The organism is Luteococcus sp. H91, assembly GCF_038433135.1.
In the GTDB taxonomy this organism is placed as follows: domain Bacteria; phylum Actinomycetota; class Actinomycetes; order Propionibacteriales; family Propionibacteriaceae; genus Luteococcus.
This window is the reverse complement of sequence record NZ_JBCDMV010000015.1, coordinates 23,630-44,438: the sequence shown is the minus strand read 5'-3', so window position 1 is coordinate 44,438 and position 20,809 is coordinate 23,630. Positions and strand designations below refer to the sequence as shown.

21 protein-coding genes are annotated in these 20,809 nt (G+C 67.2%); 5 read left to right on the top strand and 16 right to left on the bottom strand.

Translation table 11 applies throughout. The features are described from left to right. Position 1: 1 nt before the first annotated feature. From rplN to rpsJ, 13 genes are all read right to left on the bottom strand, one after another. Entirely contained in the window at positions 2-370 is a 369-nt protein-coding gene (gene rplN, locus AAEX57_RS09035) for a 50S ribosomal protein L14 (protein WP_342092012.1), read from the bottom strand. A gap of 241 nt (positions 371-611) precedes the next feature. Continuing rightward, the gene (locus AAEX57_RS09030) at positions 612-3,743 is read right to left on the bottom strand and encodes a discoidin domain-containing protein (protein WP_342092011.1); all 3,132 of its coding nucleotides are present in this window, start codon (positions 3,741-3,743) and stop codon (positions 612-614) included. Between the two features lie 195 nt (positions 3,744-3,938). Further along, a complete protein-coding gene (gene rpsQ / locus AAEX57_RS09025) occupies positions 3,939-4,220 on the bottom strand; it encodes a 30S ribosomal protein S17 (RefSeq protein ID WP_094763874.1) in 282 nt (93 codons plus the stop codon). A 2-nt stretch (positions 4,221-4,222) separates the two neighbouring features. Next, the gene (gene rpmC, locus AAEX57_RS09020) at positions 4,223-4,453 is read right to left on the bottom strand and encodes a 50S ribosomal protein L29 (protein WP_342092010.1); all 231 of its coding nucleotides are present in this window, start codon (positions 4,451-4,453) and stop codon (positions 4,223-4,225) included. Further along, positions 4,453-4,872 (bottom strand): 50S ribosomal protein L16, encoded by a 420-nt coding sequence (rplP, locus tag AAEX57_RS09015; protein ID WP_342092009.1) that lies wholly within the window; start codon positions 4,870-4,872, stop codon positions 4,453-4,455. Before rplP ends, rpmC begins: the two co-directional genes overlap by 1 nt. 2 nt (positions 4,873-4,874) lie before the next feature. Next, positions 4,875-5,708 (bottom strand): 30S ribosomal protein S3, encoded by an 834-nt coding sequence (rpsC, locus tag AAEX57_RS09010; protein ID WP_342092008.1) that lies wholly within the window; start codon positions 5,706-5,708, stop codon positions 4,875-4,877. 2 nt (positions 5,709-5,710) lie between these two features. Next, on the bottom strand, positions 5,711-6,133 hold the full coding sequence (gene rplV / locus AAEX57_RS09005; RefSeq protein WP_342092007.1) for a 50S ribosomal protein L22: 423 nt from the start codon (positions 6,131-6,133) through the stop codon (positions 5,711-5,713). A gap of 28 nt (positions 6,134-6,161) precedes the next feature. Then, a complete protein-coding gene (rpsS, locus tag AAEX57_RS09000; RefSeq protein WP_094763869.1) occupies positions 6,162-6,443 on the bottom strand; it encodes a 30S ribosomal protein S19 in 282 nt (93 codons plus the stop codon). 15 nt (positions 6,444-6,458) lie between these two features. Continuing rightward, positions 6,459-7,295, bottom strand: coding sequence for a 50S ribosomal protein L2 (rplB, locus tag AAEX57_RS08995; protein ID WP_342092006.1), 837 nt, complete (start codon positions 7,293-7,295; stop codon positions 6,459-6,461). 35 nt (positions 7,296-7,330) lie between these two features. Further along, positions 7,331-7,642: a 50S ribosomal protein L23 gene (rplW, locus tag AAEX57_RS08990; RefSeq protein ID WP_342092005.1), complete on the bottom strand. Its 312-nt coding sequence runs from the start codon at positions 7,640-7,642 to the stop codon at positions 7,331-7,333. Next, positions 7,639-8,337 carry a 50S ribosomal protein L4 gene (gene rplD / locus AAEX57_RS08985; protein WP_342092004.1) on the bottom strand — a complete coding sequence of 233 codons (699 nt, stop codon included), beginning with the start codon at positions 8,335-8,337 and terminating at the stop codon, positions 7,639-7,641. The genes rplW and rplD overlap by 4 nt, the downstream gene beginning before the upstream one ends. Next, positions 8,334-8,993 carry a 50S ribosomal protein L3 gene (rplC, locus tag AAEX57_RS08980; protein ID WP_342092003.1) on the bottom strand — a complete coding sequence of 220 codons (660 nt, stop codon included), beginning with the start codon at positions 8,991-8,993 and terminating at the stop codon, positions 8,334-8,336. Before rplC ends, rplD begins: the two co-directional genes overlap by 4 nt. 11 nt (positions 8,994-9,004) lie before the next feature. Further along, positions 9,005-9,316, bottom strand: a complete 312-nt coding sequence (rpsJ, locus tag AAEX57_RS08975; RefSeq protein WP_015071250.1) for a 30S ribosomal protein S10 — start codon at positions 9,314-9,316, stop codon at positions 9,005-9,007. Positions 9,317-9,769: 453 nt separating this feature from the next. Here rpsJ and AAEX57_RS08970 point away from each other — a divergent pair, with 453 nt between their 5' ends. Both AAEX57_RS08970 and AAEX57_RS08965 read left to right on the top strand, forming a co-directional pair. Beyond that, positions 9,770-11,638 (top strand): DUF294 nucleotidyltransferase-like domain-containing protein, encoded by a 1,869-nt coding sequence (locus AAEX57_RS08970; protein WP_342092002.1) that lies wholly within the window; start codon positions 9,770-9,772, stop codon positions 11,636-11,638. Between the two features lie 7 nt (positions 11,639-11,645). Further along, a complete protein-coding gene (locus AAEX57_RS08965) occupies positions 11,646-12,317 on the top strand; it encodes an exonuclease domain-containing protein (protein ID WP_342092001.1) in 672 nt (223 codons plus the stop codon). A 113-nt stretch (positions 12,318-12,430) separates the two neighbouring features. Here AAEX57_RS08965 and gltX read toward each other — a convergent pair whose 3' ends face one another. Next, a complete protein-coding gene (gltX, locus tag AAEX57_RS08960) occupies positions 12,431-13,927 on the bottom strand; it encodes a glutamate--tRNA ligase (RefSeq protein WP_342092000.1) in 1,497 nt (498 codons plus the stop codon). Between the two features lie 77 nt (positions 13,928-14,004). Between gltX and AAEX57_RS08955 the strand changes: the two genes are divergently transcribed. Further along, positions 14,005-15,696: a glutamine--tRNA ligase/YqeY domain fusion protein gene (locus tag AAEX57_RS08955; protein ID WP_342092040.1), complete on the top strand. Its 1,692-nt coding sequence runs from the start codon at positions 14,005-14,007 to the stop codon at positions 15,694-15,696. Between the two features lie 89 nt (positions 15,697-15,785). Here AAEX57_RS08955 and AAEX57_RS08950 read toward each other — a convergent pair whose 3' ends face one another. Next, the gene (locus AAEX57_RS08950; protein ID WP_342091999.1) at positions 15,786-16,280 is read right to left on the bottom strand and encodes a DUF4112 domain-containing protein; all 495 of its coding nucleotides are present in this window, start codon (positions 16,278-16,280) and stop codon (positions 15,786-15,788) included. Positions 16,281-16,364: 84 nt separating this feature from the next. On the opposite strand from AAEX57_RS08950, the gene treY reads away from it, so the two are divergent. Together treY and AAEX57_RS08940 are read left to right on the top strand one after the other, a co-directional pair. Then, complete coding sequence (gene treY / locus AAEX57_RS08945) at positions 16,365-18,635, top strand: malto-oligosyltrehalose synthase (RefSeq protein WP_342091998.1); 2,271 nt, start codon at positions 16,365-16,367, stop codon at positions 18,633-18,635. 112 nt (positions 18,636-18,747) lie between these two features. After that, positions 18,748-19,353: a LysM peptidoglycan-binding domain-containing protein gene (locus tag AAEX57_RS08940; protein WP_342091997.1), complete on the top strand. Its 606-nt coding sequence runs from the start codon at positions 18,748-18,750 to the stop codon at positions 19,351-19,353. Positions 19,354-19,524: 171 nt separating this feature from the next. Here AAEX57_RS08940 and tuf read toward each other — a convergent pair whose 3' ends face one another. Continuing rightward, positions 19,525-20,718 carry an elongation factor Tu gene (gene tuf, locus AAEX57_RS08935; RefSeq protein ID WP_342091996.1) on the bottom strand — a complete coding sequence of 398 codons (1,194 nt, stop codon included), beginning with the start codon at positions 20,716-20,718 and terminating at the stop codon, positions 19,525-19,527. Positions 20,719-20,809 lie beyond the last annotated feature (91 nt).

Sequence of the window (20,809 nt, the reverse complement as noted above, 5' to 3'; positions counted from 1 at the left end):
GTCAGATCACCTCCGGGGCGAGCGAGACGATGCGCATGAACTTCTTCTCGCGCAGCTCGCGGGCAACCGGGCCGAAGATGCGGGTGCCGCGGGGCTCCCCGTCGTTCTTCAGGATGACGGCCGCATTCTCATCGAACTTAATGTAGGAGCCGTCGGCGCGACGGTTCTCCTTCACGGTGCGGACGATGACGGCCTTGACGACCTCGCCCTTCTTCACGTTGCCACCGGGGATGGCGTCCTTGACGCTGCACACGATGGTGTCGCCGAGACCGGCGTAACGGCGCTTGGATCCACCGAGAACACGGATGCACAAGAGTTCCTTGGCACCAGTGTTGTCGGCGACCTTCAGCCGCGACTCCTGCTGGATCATTTGTTCTCCTCTGCCCCACCGGTTCCCGCGAAAGGGCCTTGAGAGGCTTGAATGTGTAACCCACCTGGATTTGGCCAGCTGGGGTGGACAACCCCGAACCCGAAGGTCCGCAGGCATTGGGCCGTGAAGGGCACGCGAGAGCGCGACCCAGCTCAGGCCAACTTGTCAAGCATAAGGGAAACACGCCCCCGGGAGCCAATCGGCCCCGGAGGCGTGCTGGTGGTGCTCCTACCCGCTTGCTTCAGCGCTCGGGAACAGGTGCCGGGCCGGGCTTGCTGGCTGAGATCTCACTCGCGGTCATCCAGCGGGAACCGTCCCAGATCGACGTGCCACGCAACAGCAGGTACCGCCCAGTTGCGTTCACCGGTACCTGCTGACTGGACAGCTGGGCGGCGAAGGTGCCAGCAGCGGTGGGCTTGGCGGGTAGGTTGGCAGGGTCGATCGGCTGGTCGGACAGATAGATCTCATAGTCCTTGACCCAGCCCTGACCGGTCGTCTGGTCCTGGCGGCCCTGATAGGACAGCTGACAGACCGGTTGGCTGCTCCCCAGATCCAGCTGGATCCAGTGTGGCAACGCGGGCGAGGTGGTGGACCAGTCGCTGTGCCACTTGGTCTCCGGCTTGCCATCGGTGGCATTGATCGCTCGGCCATCCTCCCGGCCGGTCTCCTCCGAGGATGCACCCACCACGGTCGGCTGGATCCGTTCCGTGGAGCAGGGGGTCCCCGTCAGCGTTGCCGTCAGCTCCCGGCTGAAGTCCTGACCCGCAACCGTCACCGTCAGGGGCGTCGGCCCGGCGGCCCGCAGGTTGCGCGCCTCCAGCGTGAAGGTGTGGGAGGCACCAGGCGCCAGGGTCACCGTCTGCTCCGGCAGGCCAACCTGCCAGCCCTCGGCCTCGGCCCGGCTGACCCGCACCCCGGCGACGGGACGGGGCAGCGGGTTGGTCACGGTGACCGTGACCTTCGTCGACGCGGTGTAGGGAACCGCCTCTGCCGGGGCCGTCATCTCGGTCTGCAGCATTGCCTCGCGCCAGAACATCAGGGCGGCCTGTCCGCCGCCCAGGCGCAGGGTCACCTTGCCGTCGCGGACGGGCACCCGGCTGATCTTGCCGGTCTCGGGGTCAACGCGCATCAGGTCGCCGGCCTGCGGATCCACGTCCAGGGTGATCTCTTGGGCGGTCTGCCAGAACTGCCCGTCGTCGATCCGCGGGAAGTAGCTGGTATTGGGCCGCTTGGCATGGCTGGTCAGGCCGTTGACCACCATGAAGGGCCGCGGCGAACGGCTGCCGAAACGCTGCTGCAGCACCTTCTGGTCCAGACCGGGCAGCGGCTTGAAGTAGCCCAGCACCACGTCACCCGGCAGCCCATTGTTCTGGGTGCCCACATTGCGTGCGCTCACCCCCTTGATCCCATGGTTGCCATTGGCAGCGGAGGAGGCCTTGAAGCTGTCCATCCGCCAGCCCTTGGGGGTCCGATGGGTCAGCGGCGCGCCGGCCGCCCCGGACTGACCCGGCTGCACCGCTACCCAGTCGTTGACCATCGGGGTGAGGTACTGCCCATAGGTGCGGATCTGACGGAAGAGCGCGGCATATTCATGCCATTCACGCAGCGGTTCGCCGTCGGGCCCGACCATGTTGGAGCCGTCATAGCGGTTGAGGTCCAGCCTGAAGAGTCCGAACCACTTGGCGCCGGAGGCGAGGGAGAGGTTGGTGACGATGGCGCGCTGCGACTGGGAGTAGTCCGAGTCGAAGGCGTCCAGGTACTGGCCCCACAGGATCGGCTGGGAACCGTCACCGGTCAGACCCTTGGTGGCGGCCTCCCGGTAGGACTGCCACATCAGGCCGCCCAGCAGGTCGTTGACGGTGTTGGCGGCATTCGGGCCGTGCGAACCGAAGGTCTTGCCGCCACCCCAGTAGTAGTTGTCCCAGCTCAGCAGGTCCGGCTTGGCCTGCTGCACATAGCTCTGGGCATTCTTCGCCCAGCTCGCCGTGGTGAACTGGTTGGAGTGCACCAGGGCCGTCGGGTATTGCTTCTTGGAGAACTCGAACCACTTGGTGAAGGCCGCCACCTCGGACTCGCTGTAGCCACCCTCGTCGCCCAGCTGCACCTCCACCAGGCGCTGCAGGTAGGGCTTCATCGACGGGTGGATGAAGTCGGCGGGCTCCCCCGCCTCGGCCAGCTTGCTCCAGTTGTCCCCCCGCGGGGCGCGGGCAATGCCCCACTGCGCCTGCGGGTTGCGACGCATGAACTCGGTCGCATTGTGCAGACCATCGGGATCCGGGCCGACGTCGAGGCCGTAGAAGATCGCCGCCGGGCGGGCCAGGGAGTCATACTCGGCATTGTTCGGGGTCATCGCGGCGCGCTGGTCATTCGGCGTCCAGGTCGAGACCGTGATGTTGTTGCGAATCGCCAGCTCATTGGCCCGGTTCACGCCCAGCGAACCGGTGGCGGGCTGCACCGGCTGCTGCTTGGTGAAGCGTTCCTTGCGCGGCTTGGCCCCGCGGGCAAGCCCCCAGACCTGCAGCTCGCGCACCCCGAAGGAGTCGACCACCTGCTGCCGGCCGGCTCCGAGGCTGATCCGGACGTACTTGGCCTGGACGGGATTGTTCCAGTCCCAGTAGTAGCGCCCGGCATTCGGGTCATGCGACGCGATCCGGGAGTCCTCCCGCAGGGTGGCCTTCTCGGCCACCGTGCGCCAGGTACGGCCATCGACCGAAGTCTGGATGGTCAGGTAATTGCCCGGCAGGTCATTGACCCACATCTTCTCGGCCGTCACATTGAGGAAACCGGTGACCTTGCTGATCCAACGCTTCTCGGGAAGGGTCAGCACCAACTCGCTGACCCCCTCCTCGCCGGGCTTGCCCGCCTTGTTCTGCTCCGGACGCCAGTAGCTCTCCCGCTGTCCGTCCACCGCGGCCTCGGCCGGGTGGTCCGCGGCCTGCAGCGCTGCGCTGGCCCTGACCCCCTTCACGGCCTCCCGGCCGCGGAAGTCCGTGGGCCGCCGCACGATGCTCACCCGGTACTGCTCGCTGGCACCCCCGCTGGTGACCACGATCGGCACGCGGTTGATGCCCAGGGCAACCGGAACCCGGGCGCAGCCATTCTCGTCGGCCTGCTGGCCCGCGATGGTCACCTCGCCCCGGATCACCTTCGGGCAGATCAACAGCGATTCCGTGCTCGCATAGGTGGCAACGGCGTAGTCATGCACCTGCGGGTGGAAGGGACGGTGCAGCCCGCCCACCTTGTCGATGACGATGTCTCCCAGCTGGGGCGGATCCACCGCCCTGGCCATGGTCTGGCTGTTGGTTCCGATCCCGGCCCCTGCCGCCAAGGCGAGGGCCATGGGCAGCACAGCCGCCCGTCCGGATTTGCGCATGGTTCACCTTCACGAGGCTCAGGCGGACCCCGCTGTCCGCCGACTGCGCCGAACCTAACCCTTGGCCAGCACGCGAGACAACCAATCGATCACACCAATTGTTCATTTACCACACAAATCCGAATCCCTTTCAGGCAATGAAAAGAGGGCCCGTCCGCATTGGACGGGCCCTCCTTCACAGGACTCAGTGACAGGTCACTTGGCCTTCTCGACGATCTCGAGCAGGCGCCAGCGCTTGGTCGCCGACAGCGGTCGGGTCTCCATGATGCGCACGCGGTCGCCCGCGCCGGCCTCGTTGTTCTCGTCGTGCGCCTTGAGGCGCTCGCTCTTGGTCATGACCTTGCCGTAGAGGGGGTGCTTGACGCGATCCTCCACGAGCACGGTGATGGTCTTGTCCATCTTGTCCGAGACCACGACACCCTCGCGAACCTTGCGGTCATTGCGGGCCTCGGTCTCGACCTTGGTGTTCTCGCTCATTGTCAGGCCTTCTTCTCAGGGTCGTCGACGATGCCCAGGTTGCGCTCCTGGAGCACGGTGTAGATCCGAGCGATGTCCTTGCGGACCTCGCGCAGACGGCCGTGGTTCTCCAGCTGGCCAGTGGCGGCCTGGAAGCGCAGCGTGAACAGCTCTTCCTTCAGCTCGAGGACCTTGGCATTCAGATCGTCACGGCTGAGGCCGCGCAGATCGGCGGCGGTGGTGGTCTTCGCCATCAGTTTTCACCTGCTTCGCGCTTGATGAAGCGAGCCTTGAAGGGCAGCTTGTGGATTGCCAGGCGCATGGCCTCGCGAGCGGTTTCCTCATCAACACCGGAGAGCTCGAAGAGCACACGGCCGGGCTTGATGTTGGCCACCCAGAACTCGGGCGAACCCTTGCCGGAACCCATGCGGGACTCGGCGGGGTGCTTGGTCAGCGGGCGGTCGGGGTAGACATTGATCCACACCTTGCCACCACGCTTGATGTGGCGGGTCATGGCGATACGAGCGGCCTCGATCTGACGGTTGGTCAGGTAGGAGGACTCGAGCGCCTGGATGCCGTACTCACCGAAGGCGAGCTTGGTTCCACCCTTGGCAGCACCGGTCCGCTTGGGGTGGTGCTGCTTGCGGTACTTCACACGACGAGGAATCAGCATGCTCAGGCTCCTGCGTTCTCGGTAGCCGGGGCCTGGGTCTCAGCCTTGGGGGCCTCGGCGTTGTTGTCATTGCGCGCCTCGTCGGCGCGACGGCGTCCACCGCGCTCCGGACGATCGCCACGGCCACCGCGCTCGGGGCGACGACCGCCACGACGGTTGGCGCCGGGGGCGGCGGCACGGGCGGCCTTCTGGGCAGCACGCTCGGCGCGGGTGCCGGTCACGTCGCCCTTGTAGATCCACACCTTGACGCCGATCCGGCCGAAGGTGGTGCGGGCCTCGTAGAAGCCGTAGTCGATGTCCGCCCGCAGGGTGTGCAGCGGCACGCGGCCGTCGCGGTAACCCTCGGAGCGGCTCATCTCGGCGCCGCCGAGACGGCCGGAGCACTTGATGCGGATGCCCTGGGCACCGGAACGCATCGCGGTCTGCTGCGCCTTGCGCATCGCGCGGCGGAAGGCCACGCGGGCCCCCAGCTGCTCGGCGACACCCTGGGCGACCAGCTGGGCATCGATCTCGGGGTTCTTGACCTCGAGGATGTTCAGCTGGATCTGCTTTCCGGTCAGCTTCTCCAGTGCACCGCGGACGCGCTCCGCCTCGGCGCCATTGCGGCCGATGACGATGCCCGGACGAGCGGCATACAGGAAGATGGTCACGCGCTCGGAACGACGCTCGATCTCGATCGAGGAGATGCCGGCCCGCTCAAGGTTCTTCAGCAGGTACTGGCGGATCTTGACGTCTTCACCAACGAAGGCCGCGTACTGCTTCTCGGCGTACCAACGGGTCTTGTGATCGGTGGTGATGCCGAGGCGGAAGCCATGCGGGTTGATCTTCTGGCCCATGCTCAGGCTCCCTTCTTGCTCTCAGTTGCGGTCTTGTTGCTGTTGGGCTCGACAACCACGGTGATGTGGCTGGCGCGCTTGAGGATGCGGCTCGCGGAACCCTTGGCGCGGGGGCGAATGCGACGCATGGTCACGCCCTCGTCCACGAAGATCTGCGAGATGTACAGGTCGTCGGCACGCAGGTTCTCGGCGTTCTCCGCATTGGCGACGGCCGAGGCCAGCACCTTGTAGACGGGATCACTGGCAGCCTGCGGGGCGTACTTCAGCGTGACGAGGGCCTCGGTGGTGGCCATGCCACGCACCAGGTCTGCGACACGACGAACCTTGGTCGGGCTCATCCGGACGTGACGCGCAATCGCGTACGAGCCAGGACGATCCCCGAGCAGGGCAGCGCGACGGCTGGGCCGGCTTTCGTTGTTGCTCATTGTTTGATCTGTTCCTTGTCTCGCCCGCTCAGCGGCGGCGCGCCTTCTTGTCGTCCTTGACGTGACCCTTGAAGGTACGCGTCGGAGCGAACTCACCCAGCTTGTGGCCGATCATCGACTCGGTCACGAAGACCGGGACATGCTTGCGGCCGTCGTGGACGGCGATGGTGTGACCCAGCATGTCGGGCACGATCATCGAACGGCGCGACCAGGTCTTGATGACATTCTTGGTGCCCTTCTCGTTCTGAGCATCGACCTTCTTGGTCAGGTGCTCGTCCACGAAGGGACCCTTCTTCAAACTACGAGGCATTGTTCAAGCTCCCAATCAGCGCTTCTTGCCGGACTTGCGGCGACGAATGATGAGGCGGCTGCTCGCCTTGTTCTTGTCGCGGGTGCGACCCTCAGGCTTGCCCCAGGGCGACACCGGGTGACGACCACCCGAGGTACGGCCCTCGCCACCACCGTGCGGGTGGTCGATCGGGTTCATGACCACACCACGCACGGTCGGGCGGACGCCCTTCCAGCGGCTGCGGCCAGCCTTGCCCCAGTTGATGTTGGACTGCTCGGCATTGCCGACAGCACCAACGGTGGCGCGGCAACGCACGTCCACCATGCGCATTTCGCCCGAGGGCATGCGCAGTGTGGCGTACTTGCCCTCGCGAGCGACCAGCTGGATCGCCGCGCCGGCCGAACGGCCGAGCTTGGCGCCGCCACCGGGACGCATCTCCACCGCGTGCACCGTGGTGCCGACGGGGATGTGACGCAGCGGCAGGTTGTTGCCGGGCTTGATGTCGGCGCCTTCACCGGCGCTGACCGTCGCACCTTGGGCCAGGCCCTGGGGAGCGATGATGTAACGCTTCTCACCATCGGCGTAGTGCAGCAGCGCGATCCGGGCGGTGCGGTTCGGGTCGTACTCGATGTGAGCGACCTTGGCCGGCACGCCGTCCTTGTCATAGCGCTTGAAGTCGATGATGCGGTAGGCCTGCTTGTGGCCACCACCGATGTGACGGGTGGTGATGCGACCGGAGTTGTTGCGGCCACCGGTCTTCGGCTTGGGGGCCAGCAGCGACTTCTCCGGCGTGGAACGAGTCAGTTCGACGAAGTCGGCGACGCTGGAGCCGCGACGGCCCGGCGTAGTCGGCTTGTACTTACGGATACCCATGAGGTCTCAGTTTCCTTGTCTCAGCGAACGTCCGGTCAGGCGACCGGACCTCCAAAGATGTCGATGCGCTGGCCTTCGGCCACGGTCACGATCGCGCGCTTGGTGTCGGGACGCTTGCCCATCCCGAAGCGGGTGCGGCGCGTCTTGCCCTTGCGGTTGATGGTGTTCACGCTGGTGACCTTGACATCGAAGACGGCCTCGACGGCAATCTTGATCTCGGTCTTGTTGGCATGCGGGGCGACGATGAACGTGTACTTGTTCTCGTCCAGCAGGCCGTAGCTCTTCTCGCTCACGACGGGCGCGAGCAGGATGTCGCGGTGGTCGCGGATCTTCAAGGGCTGGGTCACTTCTCGGTCTCCTCTGCAGCGGCCTCGGACTCGGTGGCCACGGCCTTGACGCTCTTGCCCTTGGCGGGGCCAGCGGTGTAGGTGGCGAGGGCAGCCTTGGTGAAGACCACGCCGTCGTTGACCAGGACGTCGTAGGCGTTGAGCTGGTCAACGGCCAGGACGTGCACGGTCGGGACATTGCGCAGGCTCAGCCAGGCGATCTCCTCGGTGCGATCCAGCACCACGAGCAGCTTGCTGGCGTCGCCGACGGCGGCCAGGGCCTTGAGGGCGCTCTTGGTGGAGGGCTTCTCGCCGGCCACGATCTGGTCCAGCACGAAGACCTGACCATCGCGAGCGCGGTCGCTCAGGGCACCCTTGATCGCGGCGGCGATCATCTTCTTGGGGGTGCGCTGCGCGTAGTCGCGCGGCTGGGGGCCGTGCACGGTGCCGCCACCGACCCAGATGGGCGAACGACGCGAGCCGTGACGGGCGCGACCGGTGCCCTTCTGGCGCCAGGGCTTGATGCCACCGCCGCGGACGTCGCCGCGGGTCTTGGTGGCGTGGGTGCCCTGGCGGGCAGCGGCCTGCTGGGCCACGACAACCTGGTGGATCAGCGGGATGTTGGTCTGCACGTCGAAGATCTCGGCGGGGAGATCAGCGGTGCCGGCCTTCTTGCCGTCGACGCCCAGGACGTCGACCTTCAGCGACTCGCTCATGCGACATCACCCTTCTTGGCAGCGCTACGGACGACGACCAGCGAGCCCTTGTTGCCCGGGATCGCACCGCGAACCAGGATGAGGCCGCGCTCGGCGTCGACAGCGTGGATTTTCAGGTTCTGCACGGTCACCTTGTCGACACCCATCCGACCGGCCATCCGCATGCCCTTGAACACGCGACCGGGGGTCGAGCAGCCGCCGATGGAACCGGGCGAACGGTGCTTGCGGTGCACACCGTGGGTGGCGCGCAGGCCCTTGAAGCCGTGGCGCTTCATGACACCAGCGGTGCCCTTGCCCTTGCTCACGCCGGTGACGTCGACGATGTCGGCGGCGGCGAAGGCCTCGGCAGTGATCTCCTGGCCCAGCGTGTACTCGGAGGCATCCGAGGTGCGCAGTTCGACCAGGTGCTTGCGCGGGGTCACGCCGGCCTTCTCGAAGTGGCCAGCGGCGGGCTTGGTGACCTTCTTGGCCTTCAGGGCGCCGAAGCCGAGCTGGACGGCGTTGTAGCCGTCGACCTCGGGGGTGCGCACCTGGGTGACCACACAGGGGCCAGCCTGGATCACGGTCACGGGCACGACCTTGTTGTTGTCGTCCCAGAGCTGGGTCATGCCGAGCTTGGTGCCCAGCAGGCCCTTCACCTTGCGTTCGTTGTTCATGTTCACGGACCTCACGGGAGCTTGATCTCGATGTCCACACCGGCCGGAAGGTCGAGACGCATCAGCGAGTCAACCGTCTTCGGGGTGGGGTCGAGAATGTCGATGAGCCGCTTGTGGGTACGCATCTCGAAGTGCTCGCGGCTGTCCTTGTACTTGTGGGGCGAACGGATCACACAGAACACGTTCTTCTCGGTCGGCAGCGGCACCGGGCCGGCAACCTTGGCACCCGTACGGGTCACCGTGTCGACGATCTTGCGCGCCGACGAGTCGATGACCTCGTGGTCATAGGCACGGAGCCTGATGCGGATCTTTTGTCCCGCCACAGTTGTTCCTTCTACTCGTCCAAGCTTTGTCCGGAGGTTTCCGGCTTCGCGGCCGATGACCCGGCGGGTCTCGGCATGCTCCTCATCGGTTGGTGGTTCGGCATTCTCGTCCGGGACGAGACCCTCTGCCACCGACCCCCGCGGTCGGGTGTGTCGCAACTGTCACAGGCACTCACAAACGCTCTATTTTCGTTGTGCGGTGCTCTCCTCAGTTCCGTTCACACGGCGACTGCCCAGGATCGGTGCGACTGCCAGCCGGCGATCCCTTGCGGGGTCATCCGGGGCGGCAACACGCGCCAACTCCATCGGAGCAACTTGACGATTCTGTCATGTCCGGGCCGTTCACACCAAATCGGGCGGCACAACCCGTAGGAATCCGACGCGCGGGCTGGCAAGCTGTGCTTCATTGAGGCCCGGGACCGCCCGCAAGCCCACCACGACGAAGGAGTTGTGATGGACGTCGAACTGGCAGAGGTACGTGACTTCCTTGCCGCGCACGAGCCCTTCTCCAGCCTACCCGCGACGGTGCTGGAGCAACTCCCCAGCCGGCTCCAGCTGCGCTACCACCGGCGCGGCACCGAGCTGATGACCCAGGGGCAGCCCAACAACCAGCTGCACATCCTGCGTAGCGGCGCGGTGGACATCGTCGACGCCAGCGGAGCCCTGGTGGAGCGTACCGAACCCGGCGGCAGCTTCGGAGCGTCCTCGCTCCTGTCCAAGCAGGGCTCGCGCTACACCATCAGCACCATTGAGGACAGTCTGGTGCTGGTGATGGGGGCGGAGGTCTTTGCCCATCTGGTGGCCAACTACCCCACCGTGCGGGTCTTCTACGAGCAGCAGGGCCAGGTGCGGCTGCGCCACGCCGTCTCCGTGAAGCAGGCGGCAGACGAACGCTCCGCCGCGTGGCTGCGCAGCACGGTGGCCGAGATCGGGGCGAAGGAGCTGGTCACCTCCGGCAGCGACGTGAGCATCCAGCAGGCCGCCCAGCTGATGACCCTGCATCGGGTCTCGGCCCTGCCGGTGGTGGACCAGGCAGGCTCGTTGACCGGCATCGTCACCGACCGCGACCTGCGTTCCAAGGTGGTGGCCCACGGCATCGACGTCGGCCAACCGCTGGCCAGCGTGATGACCACCAGCCCGGTGCGGATCTCCCCCGAAACCCAGGCCTTCGAGGCACTGCTGGAGATGACCAGTCGGGGCGTGCACCACCTGCCCATCGTCGAGGACGGGAAGCTGGTGGGCATGGTGACCGCCGGGGACCTGGTGCGCCTGCAGCAGGCCGATCCGGTTTTCCTGGTGGGCGACATCTCCCGGCAGCAGGACGTCGCCTCCCTGGCGCTGCTCGGCAAGCGGGTGCCGGAGCTGGTCACGCAGCTGCTGAAGCAGGACGCCTCCGCACACGACATCACCCGGCTGCTGACCACCGTCGCCGACGCGATGACCCGCCGGCTGATCGCGTTGACCACGGCCGAACTGGGGCCGGCCCCCGGTGCCTGGGCCTGGGTGACGCTTGGCTCCCAGGCCCGACGCGAGCTGAGCATCAGCTCCGACCAGGACCATGCGCTGGTGATCTCCGACGACGTGGCCCTGGGCGAGGCCGCGCAGCACTGGTTCGCCAGCCTGGCCGATCGGGTCACCGCGGGGCTCGCCGAGTGTGGCTACCGGCTGTGCGACGGTCAGGTGATGGCCGCCAACCCGCAGTGGCGGCTCACCGTCAGCCAGTGGAAGCGACAGTTCTCCCAGTGGGTCACCGAACCGCACCCGGAGGCGGTGCTGCACAGCCAGATCTTCTTCGACGCCCGCACCGTGCACGGTGATCCGACGCTGCTCGCCGAGGTCCGGGCCGACACGCTGTCCATCACCCCCCAGGCGCAGCGCTTCCTCGGCCAGCTCGCGGCGCAGGCCGTCGAGCGGCAACCACCGGTCGGCTTCTTCCGTGGCCGGGTGCTGGCGCTGCGCGGCGAGGAGACCGAGACCTTCGACCTGAAGGCCAATGGCGTGCACGCCATCATCGAGCTGGCCCGGGTGCACGCCCTGGCCCACGGCCTGGACGACGTGGGCACGCTGGACCGGCTGCACAGCGTCGCCAAGCTGAGCAACAGCAGCACGCTGGAGGATCTGGCCGACGCCTTCGAGTTCATCACCCACGTCCGCCTGGCCCACCAGAGCGCCCAGACCGCCGACGGCCGAAGCCCGGACAACCTGGTCCGGGCCGGGGAACTGTCCACCTTTGACCGTCGTCACCTGAAGGATGCCTTCACGCTGATCCGGCAGGCCCAGGAGGGCCTGCAGTACAGCTACCAGACCCACCTGATGAACTGAGGCGGCCATGGCCCTGTTTGGACGAAAGACCTCACCGGAGAAGCTCTCCGCCTCGCTCCCCGAGGGGCCGCTGCGGGACTTCGCGGCCGTCGCTCCCCCGGCCTCATCCACCCCGGCCAGCGCATTGCGGCTGCTGGCGGTCGACATCGAGACCACCGGGTTGGAGCCGACCACCGATCGGCTGCTCAGCATCGGCTTCGTCCCGGTGGACGGCCCCGCGATCACCCTGGCGGGGGCCGGGCACCTGGTGATCCGATCCGACGCACAGGTGGGCCAGAGCGCCACCATCCACCGGATCACCGACGACCAGCTGGCCGGCGGGGTGGAGCTGGCCGATGCCCTGACCGAGCTGCTCACCGCCCTGCGGGGTCGGGTACTGCTGGCCCACCACGCGGTGATCGAGACCGGTTTCCTGGCCCGCGCCATGCAGCAGGTCTGGGGCGCCAGCGTGCCGATCGGCACCGTGGACACCATGCAATTGCAGTACCGGCTGCTCACCAAGGGGTTCGATGACGAGCCACCGCCCGGCGCGCTGCGCCTGTGGGGAGCGCGCGACCAGTACGGCCTGCCCCGCTACCGGGCGCACGAGGCACTGACCGACGCCCTGGCCTGTGCCGAGCTCTACCTGGCCCAGGTCGGTGAGCTCGGCTGGGAGACCCCGCTGAAGAAGCTGCAGTAGTCAGGAAATGGCCTCGACAGGCTCGGCCGCCGTGGCCACGTCGAGCGCGAACGCAACCACAGCCCCGAGCCCGACGGGCCACCACGTTCCCCGAGCCTGTCGAGGGGTGACAATCAGAGGGTCGCGCGGAAGGCCTTCAGCCGTCGGATCGACGAATTGTGCCGCAGCAGCTCCATCGACTCGAACAGCGGCGGGCTGACATTGCTGCCGGTGATGCCGACCCGCACCGGGGCGAAGGCGAACTTCGGCTTGATCCCCAGCTCGTCCACCAGCTTGGCCCGCAGCGCGGCCTGGATGGTCTCGGCGTCGAAGGGCTCCAGCCCCTCCAGCACGGAGATCGCGGCGTCCAGCACCCGCGGCGCGTCATCGGTGAGCTTGGCCACCACCGCGTCGGGGGCACTGATCGAGGCATCCTCGGCAAAGAGGAAGGCCAGCTTCTCCTGCGCCTCGCTCAGCATGGTCAGCCGCTCCTGGATCAGCGGAGTGGCACCCACCAGCAACTCGCGCGCCTTGTCGTCCAGCTCCGGCTGGTCGTGCTCGGCCCAGTAGCGCTCGATCCGGGCGGCAAGGTCAGCCGCGGGCATGGTGCGGATGTAGTGGGCATTGAGCCAGTTCAGCTTGTCCATGTCGAAGATCGGCCCGGCGGGATTGATCTTGGACCAGTCGAAGGCGGCGACGAAATCGTCGAAGCTCTGCACCTCTTCCCCGTCGCGGACCGGCGGGTAGCCGAGCAGCATCAGGAAGTTCAACAGTGCCTCGGGCAGGTAGCCCTGCTCCCGGAACCAGGTCAACCGGGCGGCCGGGTTCTTCCGCTTGCTGATCTTGGAGCGATCGGTATTTCGGATCAGCGGCATGTGGGCGAAGCGCGGGGCCGGAAGGCCCAACCACCGGTACAGCAGCAGGTGCTTCGGGGTGGAGCTGATCCACTCCTGGCCGCGCACCACGTGGGTGATCCCCATCAGGTGATCGTCGACGACGACGGCCAGGTGGTAGGTGGGGAAGCCGTCGGTCTTCAAGATCACCTGGTCGTCGGGGCGCGGTGCGGAGGTGGGGCCGTTGATCAGGTCGTCGAAGGTCAGCTCGACGTCGTCGGGAATGAGCATCCGCACGACGGGGGTCTCCTGGAAGCCGGGCAGCTGCGCACGCTCTTCCTTGCTCTTGCCCAGGCAGAGCCGGTCGTAGCCGATCACATCCCGCTTCTCCGCCTGTTGCTGCTCGCGCATCTCCTTCAGCCGCTCCGAGCTGCACCAGCAGTAGTAGGCATGGCCGTCGGCGATCAACTGCTCGACGAAGGGCCGATAGGTCTCCAGTCGCTCCGACTGCCGGTAGGGGCCGAAGTCACCGCCCTGCTGTGGCCCCTCGTCGGGACCAAGACCGAGCCATTCGAGGGTGTCGTAGATCTGCTGCTCCGAGCCGGGCACCAGCCTGGCCTGGTCGGTGTCCTCGATCCGCAGCACGAAGGCGCCGGCGGTGCGCCGGGCCCAGGCCTTGTCGAACAGGGCCATGTAGGCGGTTCCGACGTGCGGATCACCCGTCGGGGACGGGGCGACGCGCAGCCGCGCGGGCGACAGGTCGGCGGTGGTGGGGACGGAGTTCAGCGCTTCAGTCATGATGGCGCCAGCCTATCGTGAGCGCCCGCCGCCACCGGCAGGGCGACGCGTCGCGGGTGCATGCTAGTTTTGCCGCCATGAATGCCCCTGATCCCGTGGTTGCCGCCAATGATTTCATCCGCGATGCCGTGCGTCGTGACAATGAGCAGGGGACCTACGGCCAGCGTGTGCAGACCCGCTTCCCCCCCGAGCCGAATGGCTACCTGCACATCGGCCATGCCAAGGCGATCGTGCAGAACTTCTCCGTCGCCCAGGAATTCGGCGGGGTGTGCAATCTGCGGCTGGACGACACCAACCCGGGCACCGAGGAGACGGAGTACGTCGACTCGATCAAGGACGACATCTCCTGGCTGGGCTACACCCCCGGCATCACGGTGCACGCCAGCGACTACTTCGAGCAGCTCTACGCCTGGGCCGAGCACCTGGTGGAGCAGGGCCTGGCCTATGTCGACGACCAGGATGGCGAGACGATCAGCGCCCAGAAGGGTGGCTTCGGCGTGCCCGGCACCAATTCCCCCTTCCGGGATCGTCCGGCCGCCGAAAGCCTGGACCTGCTGCGCCGGATGCGCGACGGGGAGTTCCCCGACGGCTCGCGATGCCTGCGGGCGAAGATCGACATGGCCTCGGAGAACATGTGGCTGCGCGACCCGGTGATGTACCGGATCCGGCACGCCGAGCACCACAACACCGGCAACACCTGGTGCATCTACCCCACCTATGACTGGGCGCACGGCCAGAGCGATGCCATCGAGGGGGTCACACATTCCCTGTGCAGCCTGGAGTTCGACGCCCACCGCCCGCTCTACGACTGGTTCCTGGAGCACCTGCCGTTGCCTGGCGACAAGCCGCGCCAGATGGAATTCGCCCGGCTGGAGCTGACCCACATCATCACCTCCAAGCGTCGGCTGAAGAAGCTGGTGGACGAGGGCATCGTCGACGGCTGGGACGACGCCCGGATGCCGACGCTGCGTGGAATGCGCCGCCGCGGCTACCCCGCAGCCGCCATCCGCAATTTCATGACCGCGATCGGAACCACCCGCAACAATTCGGTGAAGGCGATCGAGGAGTTCGAGTCCTTCGTGCGCCGCGAGCTCAACCTGACGGCGCAGCGGCGGATGGCGGTGCTGCGCCCGCTGAAGTTGACCCTGACCAATTGGCCCACCGACGCCAACGGCGAGCCGGTGGTGGAGTACTTCGAGGTGACCAACAACCCGGAGCGCGCCGAGGACGGGCTGCGCCGGATGCCCTTCAGCGGCACCCTGTACATTGAGCAGGACGACTTTGCCGAGGTGCCCCCGCCGAAGTACTTCCGGCTGACGCTGGATCGGGAGGTGCGGCTTCGCGGCGCCTACTTCGTCAAGGCGCACGACATCGTCAAGGACGCCGACGGCAATGTGGTGGAGGTGCTGGCCACCTACGATCCCGCCACCCGCGGCGGCGACGCCCCGGACGGCCGCAAGGTGAAGTCGACCATGCACTGGGTCTCCGCGGCACACGCGGTGGATGCGACGGTGGCCCTCTACGAGCGGCTGTTCACCGCCCGGATCCCCGGCGAGGCCACCGGCGAGGCGCTGGATGACCTGAACCCCGAATCCCGCACGCTGCTGACCGGCTGCAAGGTGGAGCAGGCCCTGGCCGAGGCCCAGCCCGGTGAAGTGGTGCAGTTCGAGCGCACCGGCTACTTCGCCTGCGATCCCGACCAGCCGATGCTCTTCCACCGCACCGTGGGTCTGCGCGACGAGTGGGCGGCCCTGCAGAAGCGCAAGTAACCCGCCGCGGGAGGACAGGGCACGGAGTGCTCCTTCCGACCGCGGCATCCGCCCGCGCCCAACCCTCGGTCACCCAGCGCCCGCCCGAGCTAGAAGATCCCGAGCACCCTTCCCACCCACCACAGCGCAAACAGGGTCGCCGCGATCATCGCCAGGATTGCCACCAGCACCATCGCGCTGGCGGCCGCCAGATAGGCCACGCTGTTGCGTTCCACCCGTTTGGGGTCGGCGACGGCGCGTTCCAGCAGCCGCAGGTTCTTCCGGTTGGAGCGAAAGCCGATGTCGGCCAGGTCCCCCACCAGCGGGATCTGCCCCAGCAGCGCGTCCAGTCCGCAATTGGCGACCATCCGGGCCAGCACCGGCAGCGGCACCTGGGCGCGGACGGCGTCCACCAGGATCAGGCTGGCCATCGCAGTGGTGGCCGCATCACCGACGCCGGGGACCAGCCCGAGCAGCGCGTCGGCGCCGATGGTGATGTTGGTGCCGGGAATGGTCACCAGGTCGTCCAGCGTACGCGCCAGACTGCGGGAGGTGCCGACGTCGGGTCGCGCGGCCCGCCCGGCGCGGGGATGTGGGGTGCTCACGGGACAACGGTAGCCGTGCAGCCAAGAGCGGAATGCGCGGTCGGCGGCGCGGAAGTGCCGGTGGCTCCCATTAGGCTCATCGGCATGAAGCCCACCTCCACCTACCGGCTGCAGATCACCCCCGACTTCCGGCTGCAGGATGCCGCCGCGCTGGTCGACTACCTGGACGAGCTCGGCGTCGGCGCGCTCTACCTCTCCCCCATCCTGACCTCGACCACCGGCTCCGGCCACGGCTACGACGTCACCGACCCGACCACGATCGACCCGCAGCGGGGCGGTGAGGAGGGCTGGCGGGAGCTGGTCACGGCCACCCGCGCCAAGGGGCTGGGGATCGTGGTGGACATCGTGCCGAACCACCTGGGCATCGCGCATGCCTGGGAGAATCCCGCCTGGTGGAGTGTGCTGGAGCACGGGCAGGAGTCGCCATACGCGTCGTGGTTCGACGTGGACTGGGCCGCCGGCCCGATCGCCGTCCCCGTGCTGGGCGGGGCTGACGACGTCGAGCACCTCAGCCTGAACGACGACGCCACCGAGCTGAGCTTCTACGAGCATCGTTTCCCCGTCGCGCCCGGGACCGCCCAGCCGGGTGATTCGCCTCGTCAGGTGCATGATCGCCAGCACTACCGGCTGGTTCCGGGTGTCGAGGGCAATGAATTGTTGACCTATCGACGCTTCTTCGCCGTGGCCACGCTGGCCGGGGTGCGGATCGAGGATCCAGAGGTCTTGCGGGCCACCCACGAGCGGGTCTTCCGGATGGTCGCCGAGGACGGCATCGAGGGGCTGCGGGTGGACCACCCGGACGGTTTGGTGGACCCGAAGGAGTACTTCGAGCGGTTGGCCGAAGCCTGTCCCGAGGCGTGGATCGTGGCGGAGAAGATCCTGGAGCACGGCGAGCCGATGCCCGACTGGCCGGTCGCGGGCACCACCGGCTACGACGCGATGACCGAGGTCAACCAGGTCTTCGTCGATCCGTCGGCGGAGGACTTCTTCACCACCGACTACCAGCGACGCACGGGCGACGAGCTGGACGTGGAGCAGCACGTGCTGGCCGGGAAGACCTGGATGGCGAAGGAGATGTTCGGGGCGGAGACCCGACGGCTGATCTCCCTGCTGGATCTGGGCGGCGTCTCGCCGGAGCGCATCGCGGAGGGCCTGCACCAGCTCGCCGCCCGGATGGAGGTCTACCGCACCTACCTGCCCGACGACGATGCCGCCCTGACGGCCGCACTGGCCAATACCCGGCACGACGTGACCGCTCTGGCGCCGGTGCTGGACGTGCTGGAACCCCAGCTGCTCGACGTCAACCTGGAGGCGGCGCGCCGCTTCCAGCAGTTCACCGGTGCGGTGATGGCCAAGGGCGTGGAGGACACGGCCTGGTACCGGGCCAATCGCTTCGTCGCCCTCAACGAGGTGGGTGGGCATCCGTCGAGCTTCGGCATCGAACCGCGCGACTTCCACCGGGCGATGGATCGCCGGGAGCGGGAACTGCCGGAGTCGATGACCTCGCTGGCCACCCATGACACCAAGCGCGGCGAGGATGTCCGTGCTCGGCTGGCCGCCCTCTCCGAGCTCCGCGAGCCCTGGACCGCCTTCCTGGACGCCTTCACCGAGCACACCAGCATCCCGGAACCGACCTTCGCGCACCTGCTGGCGCAGACGCTGGCCGGGACGGGCCCGATCGAGACCCGGCAACGGCTGCACGACTATGCGGTCAAAGCGATGCGCGAGGCCGGGCTGGCGACCAGCTGGATGGCTCCCGACGAGGACTTCGAGGGCGCGGTCCATGCCGCGGTCGAGACCAGCTACGACCACCCGGCCATTCGCGGCTCGTGGGACGAGCTGACCGCCGCCCTGGACGCGCCGGCCCGCAGCAACAGCCTGGCCCAGAAGTTGGTGCAGCTGACCATGCCCGGCATTCCCGACGTCTACCAGGGCACGGAAGTCTGGGACGACTCCCTGGTGGACCCGGACAACCGGCGGCCGGTGGACTACCCCGGGCTGCGTGACCTGCTGACCCGGCGCCCGGCCGACGCCCAGGATCCGGCGGCGAAGCAGGCCGTGGTTCGCACCGTGCTCCGCCTTCGCCGGGAACGTCCGGAACTGTTCGCCGGCTACCGCCCGGTGGTGGCCAGCGGGATGGCCGCCCAGCACCTGCTGGGCTTCGAACGCAGCGGCCTGCTGACCCTGGCAACCCGGCTTCCGCTGCGGCTGGAGCAGGAGGGTGGTTGGCAGGACAGCACGCTGGCACTCGACGGCAGCTGGGTTGACCAGGTGACTGGCGTGACCCACCAGGGGGCGACCCGCCTGTCCGAGGTCTTCGCCCGCTTCCCGGTGGCCCTGCTGGTCCGCGCCTGAGCCCTGTCAGCCAGCGGCGTAATCGGCTGGTTCTTGGGCCCTGGCCCACCCCTTTGGGTCTAGCGTGAGAGTCATGCGCCCGAGGTGGGGCGTCCCCACAGGAAGAGGAGTCATGGGACTTTTTGACAGTATCAAGGACAAGCTGGGCCTGGACAAGGACGAGGCGCAGCCTCAGGCAGAGGTGACCCCCGAGGAGCAGGCCCGGTTCGACAGCGAGCAGGCCGGCAATGAGGCCACCGCGGCCGCCGCCCAGGCAGAGCTGGACGCCAAGGAGAAGGCCGATGCCGAGGCCCGCGCCAAGGCCGAGGCCGATGAGAAGGCCAAGTCGGATTCCGCCGCAGCTGCCGATGCCAAGGCCGCCTCGGATGCCAAGGCGAAGGCCGACGCCGATGCCAAGGCCGCCTCGGATGCCAAGGCGAAGGCCGACGCCGATGCCAAGGCCGCCTCGGACGCGAAGGCGAAGGCCGAGGCCGAGGCGAAGGCCAAGCAGCAGGCCGAGGCCAAGGCAGCGGAGCAGCGCAAGGAGCAGCAGGCTCCGGCGCACGCCCCCGCCGCCCCGGCAGTGAAGCCCAAGCGCACCTACACGGTCAAGCCCGGTGACAACCTGAGCGAGATCGGCGCCAAGTTCGGCGTCGACTACATGGACATCGCGCGCGCCAACGGGGTGAAGAACCCTGACCTGATCTACCCCGGCCAGGTCTTCACCATCCCGGAGTGACCTGCGGATCAGCCAGGAGCACAGGAGGGCCACACACCACCCGGTGTGTGGCCCTTTTCCCTTTGCCCGATGGGCTTCGAACAAGCACAAATGATGGGGCCCCGATCCTTGCGGATCGGGGCCCCACCGTTTGAATCAGGCTGTCACCTGACCATGATCAGTGACCTGGGGTCACTTGAGGATCTTGGTCACGCGGCCGGCGCCGACGGTGCGGCCACCCTCGCGGATGGCGAACTTCAGGCCGTCCTCCATGGCGACGGGCTTGTTCAGGTGAACGGTCATGTCGGTGTTGTCACCGGGCATCACCATTTCGGTGCCCTCGGGCAGCTGAACGACGCCAGTCACGTCCGTGGTGCGGAAGTAGAACTGGGGGCTGTAGTTCGAGAAGAACGGCTTGTGACGGCCACCCTCCTCCTTGGTCAGCACGTAGACGGAACCCTCGAAGTCGGTGTGAGGGGTGGTCGAGCCGGGCTTGATGACACACATGCCACGCTCGACGTCTTCCTTCTTGGTGCCGCGGAGCAGCAGGCCGACGTTCTCGCCAGCGCGACCCTCGTCGAGGATCTTGCGGAACATCTCGACACCGGTGACGGTGCTGGACTGCTTCTCCTCGCGGATGCCGATGATGTCGACGGTCTCGCCGGTCTTGACGATGCCACGCTCGATACGACCGGTGATGACGGTGCCACGACCGGTGATCGTGAAGACGTCCTCAACGGGCATCAGGAAGGGCTTGTCGGTCTCACGCTCGGGCTGCGGGATGTACTCGTCGACGGCGTTCATCAGCTCGACGATGCTCTCGCCCCACTTGGCGTCGCCCTGCAGGGCCTGGAAGGCCGAGACGCGCACGACGGGGCAGTCGTCGCCATCGAACTCCTGGGAGGACAGCAGCTCGCGGACCTCCATCTCGACGAGCTCGATGAGCTCCTCGTCGTCCACCATGTCGCACTTGTTCAGCGCGACGACGATGGCGGGCACGCCGACCTGACGGGCGAGCAGCACGTGCTCGTGGGTCTGCGGCATGGGGCCGTCGGTGGCGGCGACCACGAGGATGGCGCCGTCCATCTGGGCAGCACCGGTGATCATGTTCTTGACGTAGTCGGCGTGGCCGGGGCAGTCAACGTGCGCGTAGTGGCGCTTCTCGGTCTGGTACTCGATGTGAGCGATCGAGATGGTGATGCCACGCTGGCGCTCTTCGGGAGCCTTGTCGATGTTCTCGAAAGCGAAGGTCTCGTTGAGATCCGGGTACGTGTCGTGGAGCACCTTGGAGATCGCCGCGGTGAGGGTGGTCTTGCCGTGGTCGATGTGTCCGATGGTGCCGATGTTGCAGTGCGGCTTAGTCCGCTCGAACTTGGCCTTTGCCACTGAGGGCTCCTTCTGGATTGCCGCCACGCTCTCCGCGGGGCGTACTGGGTGTAACCACAGCGGGGAGATCCCGCTGTGTGTCCTGATTTAC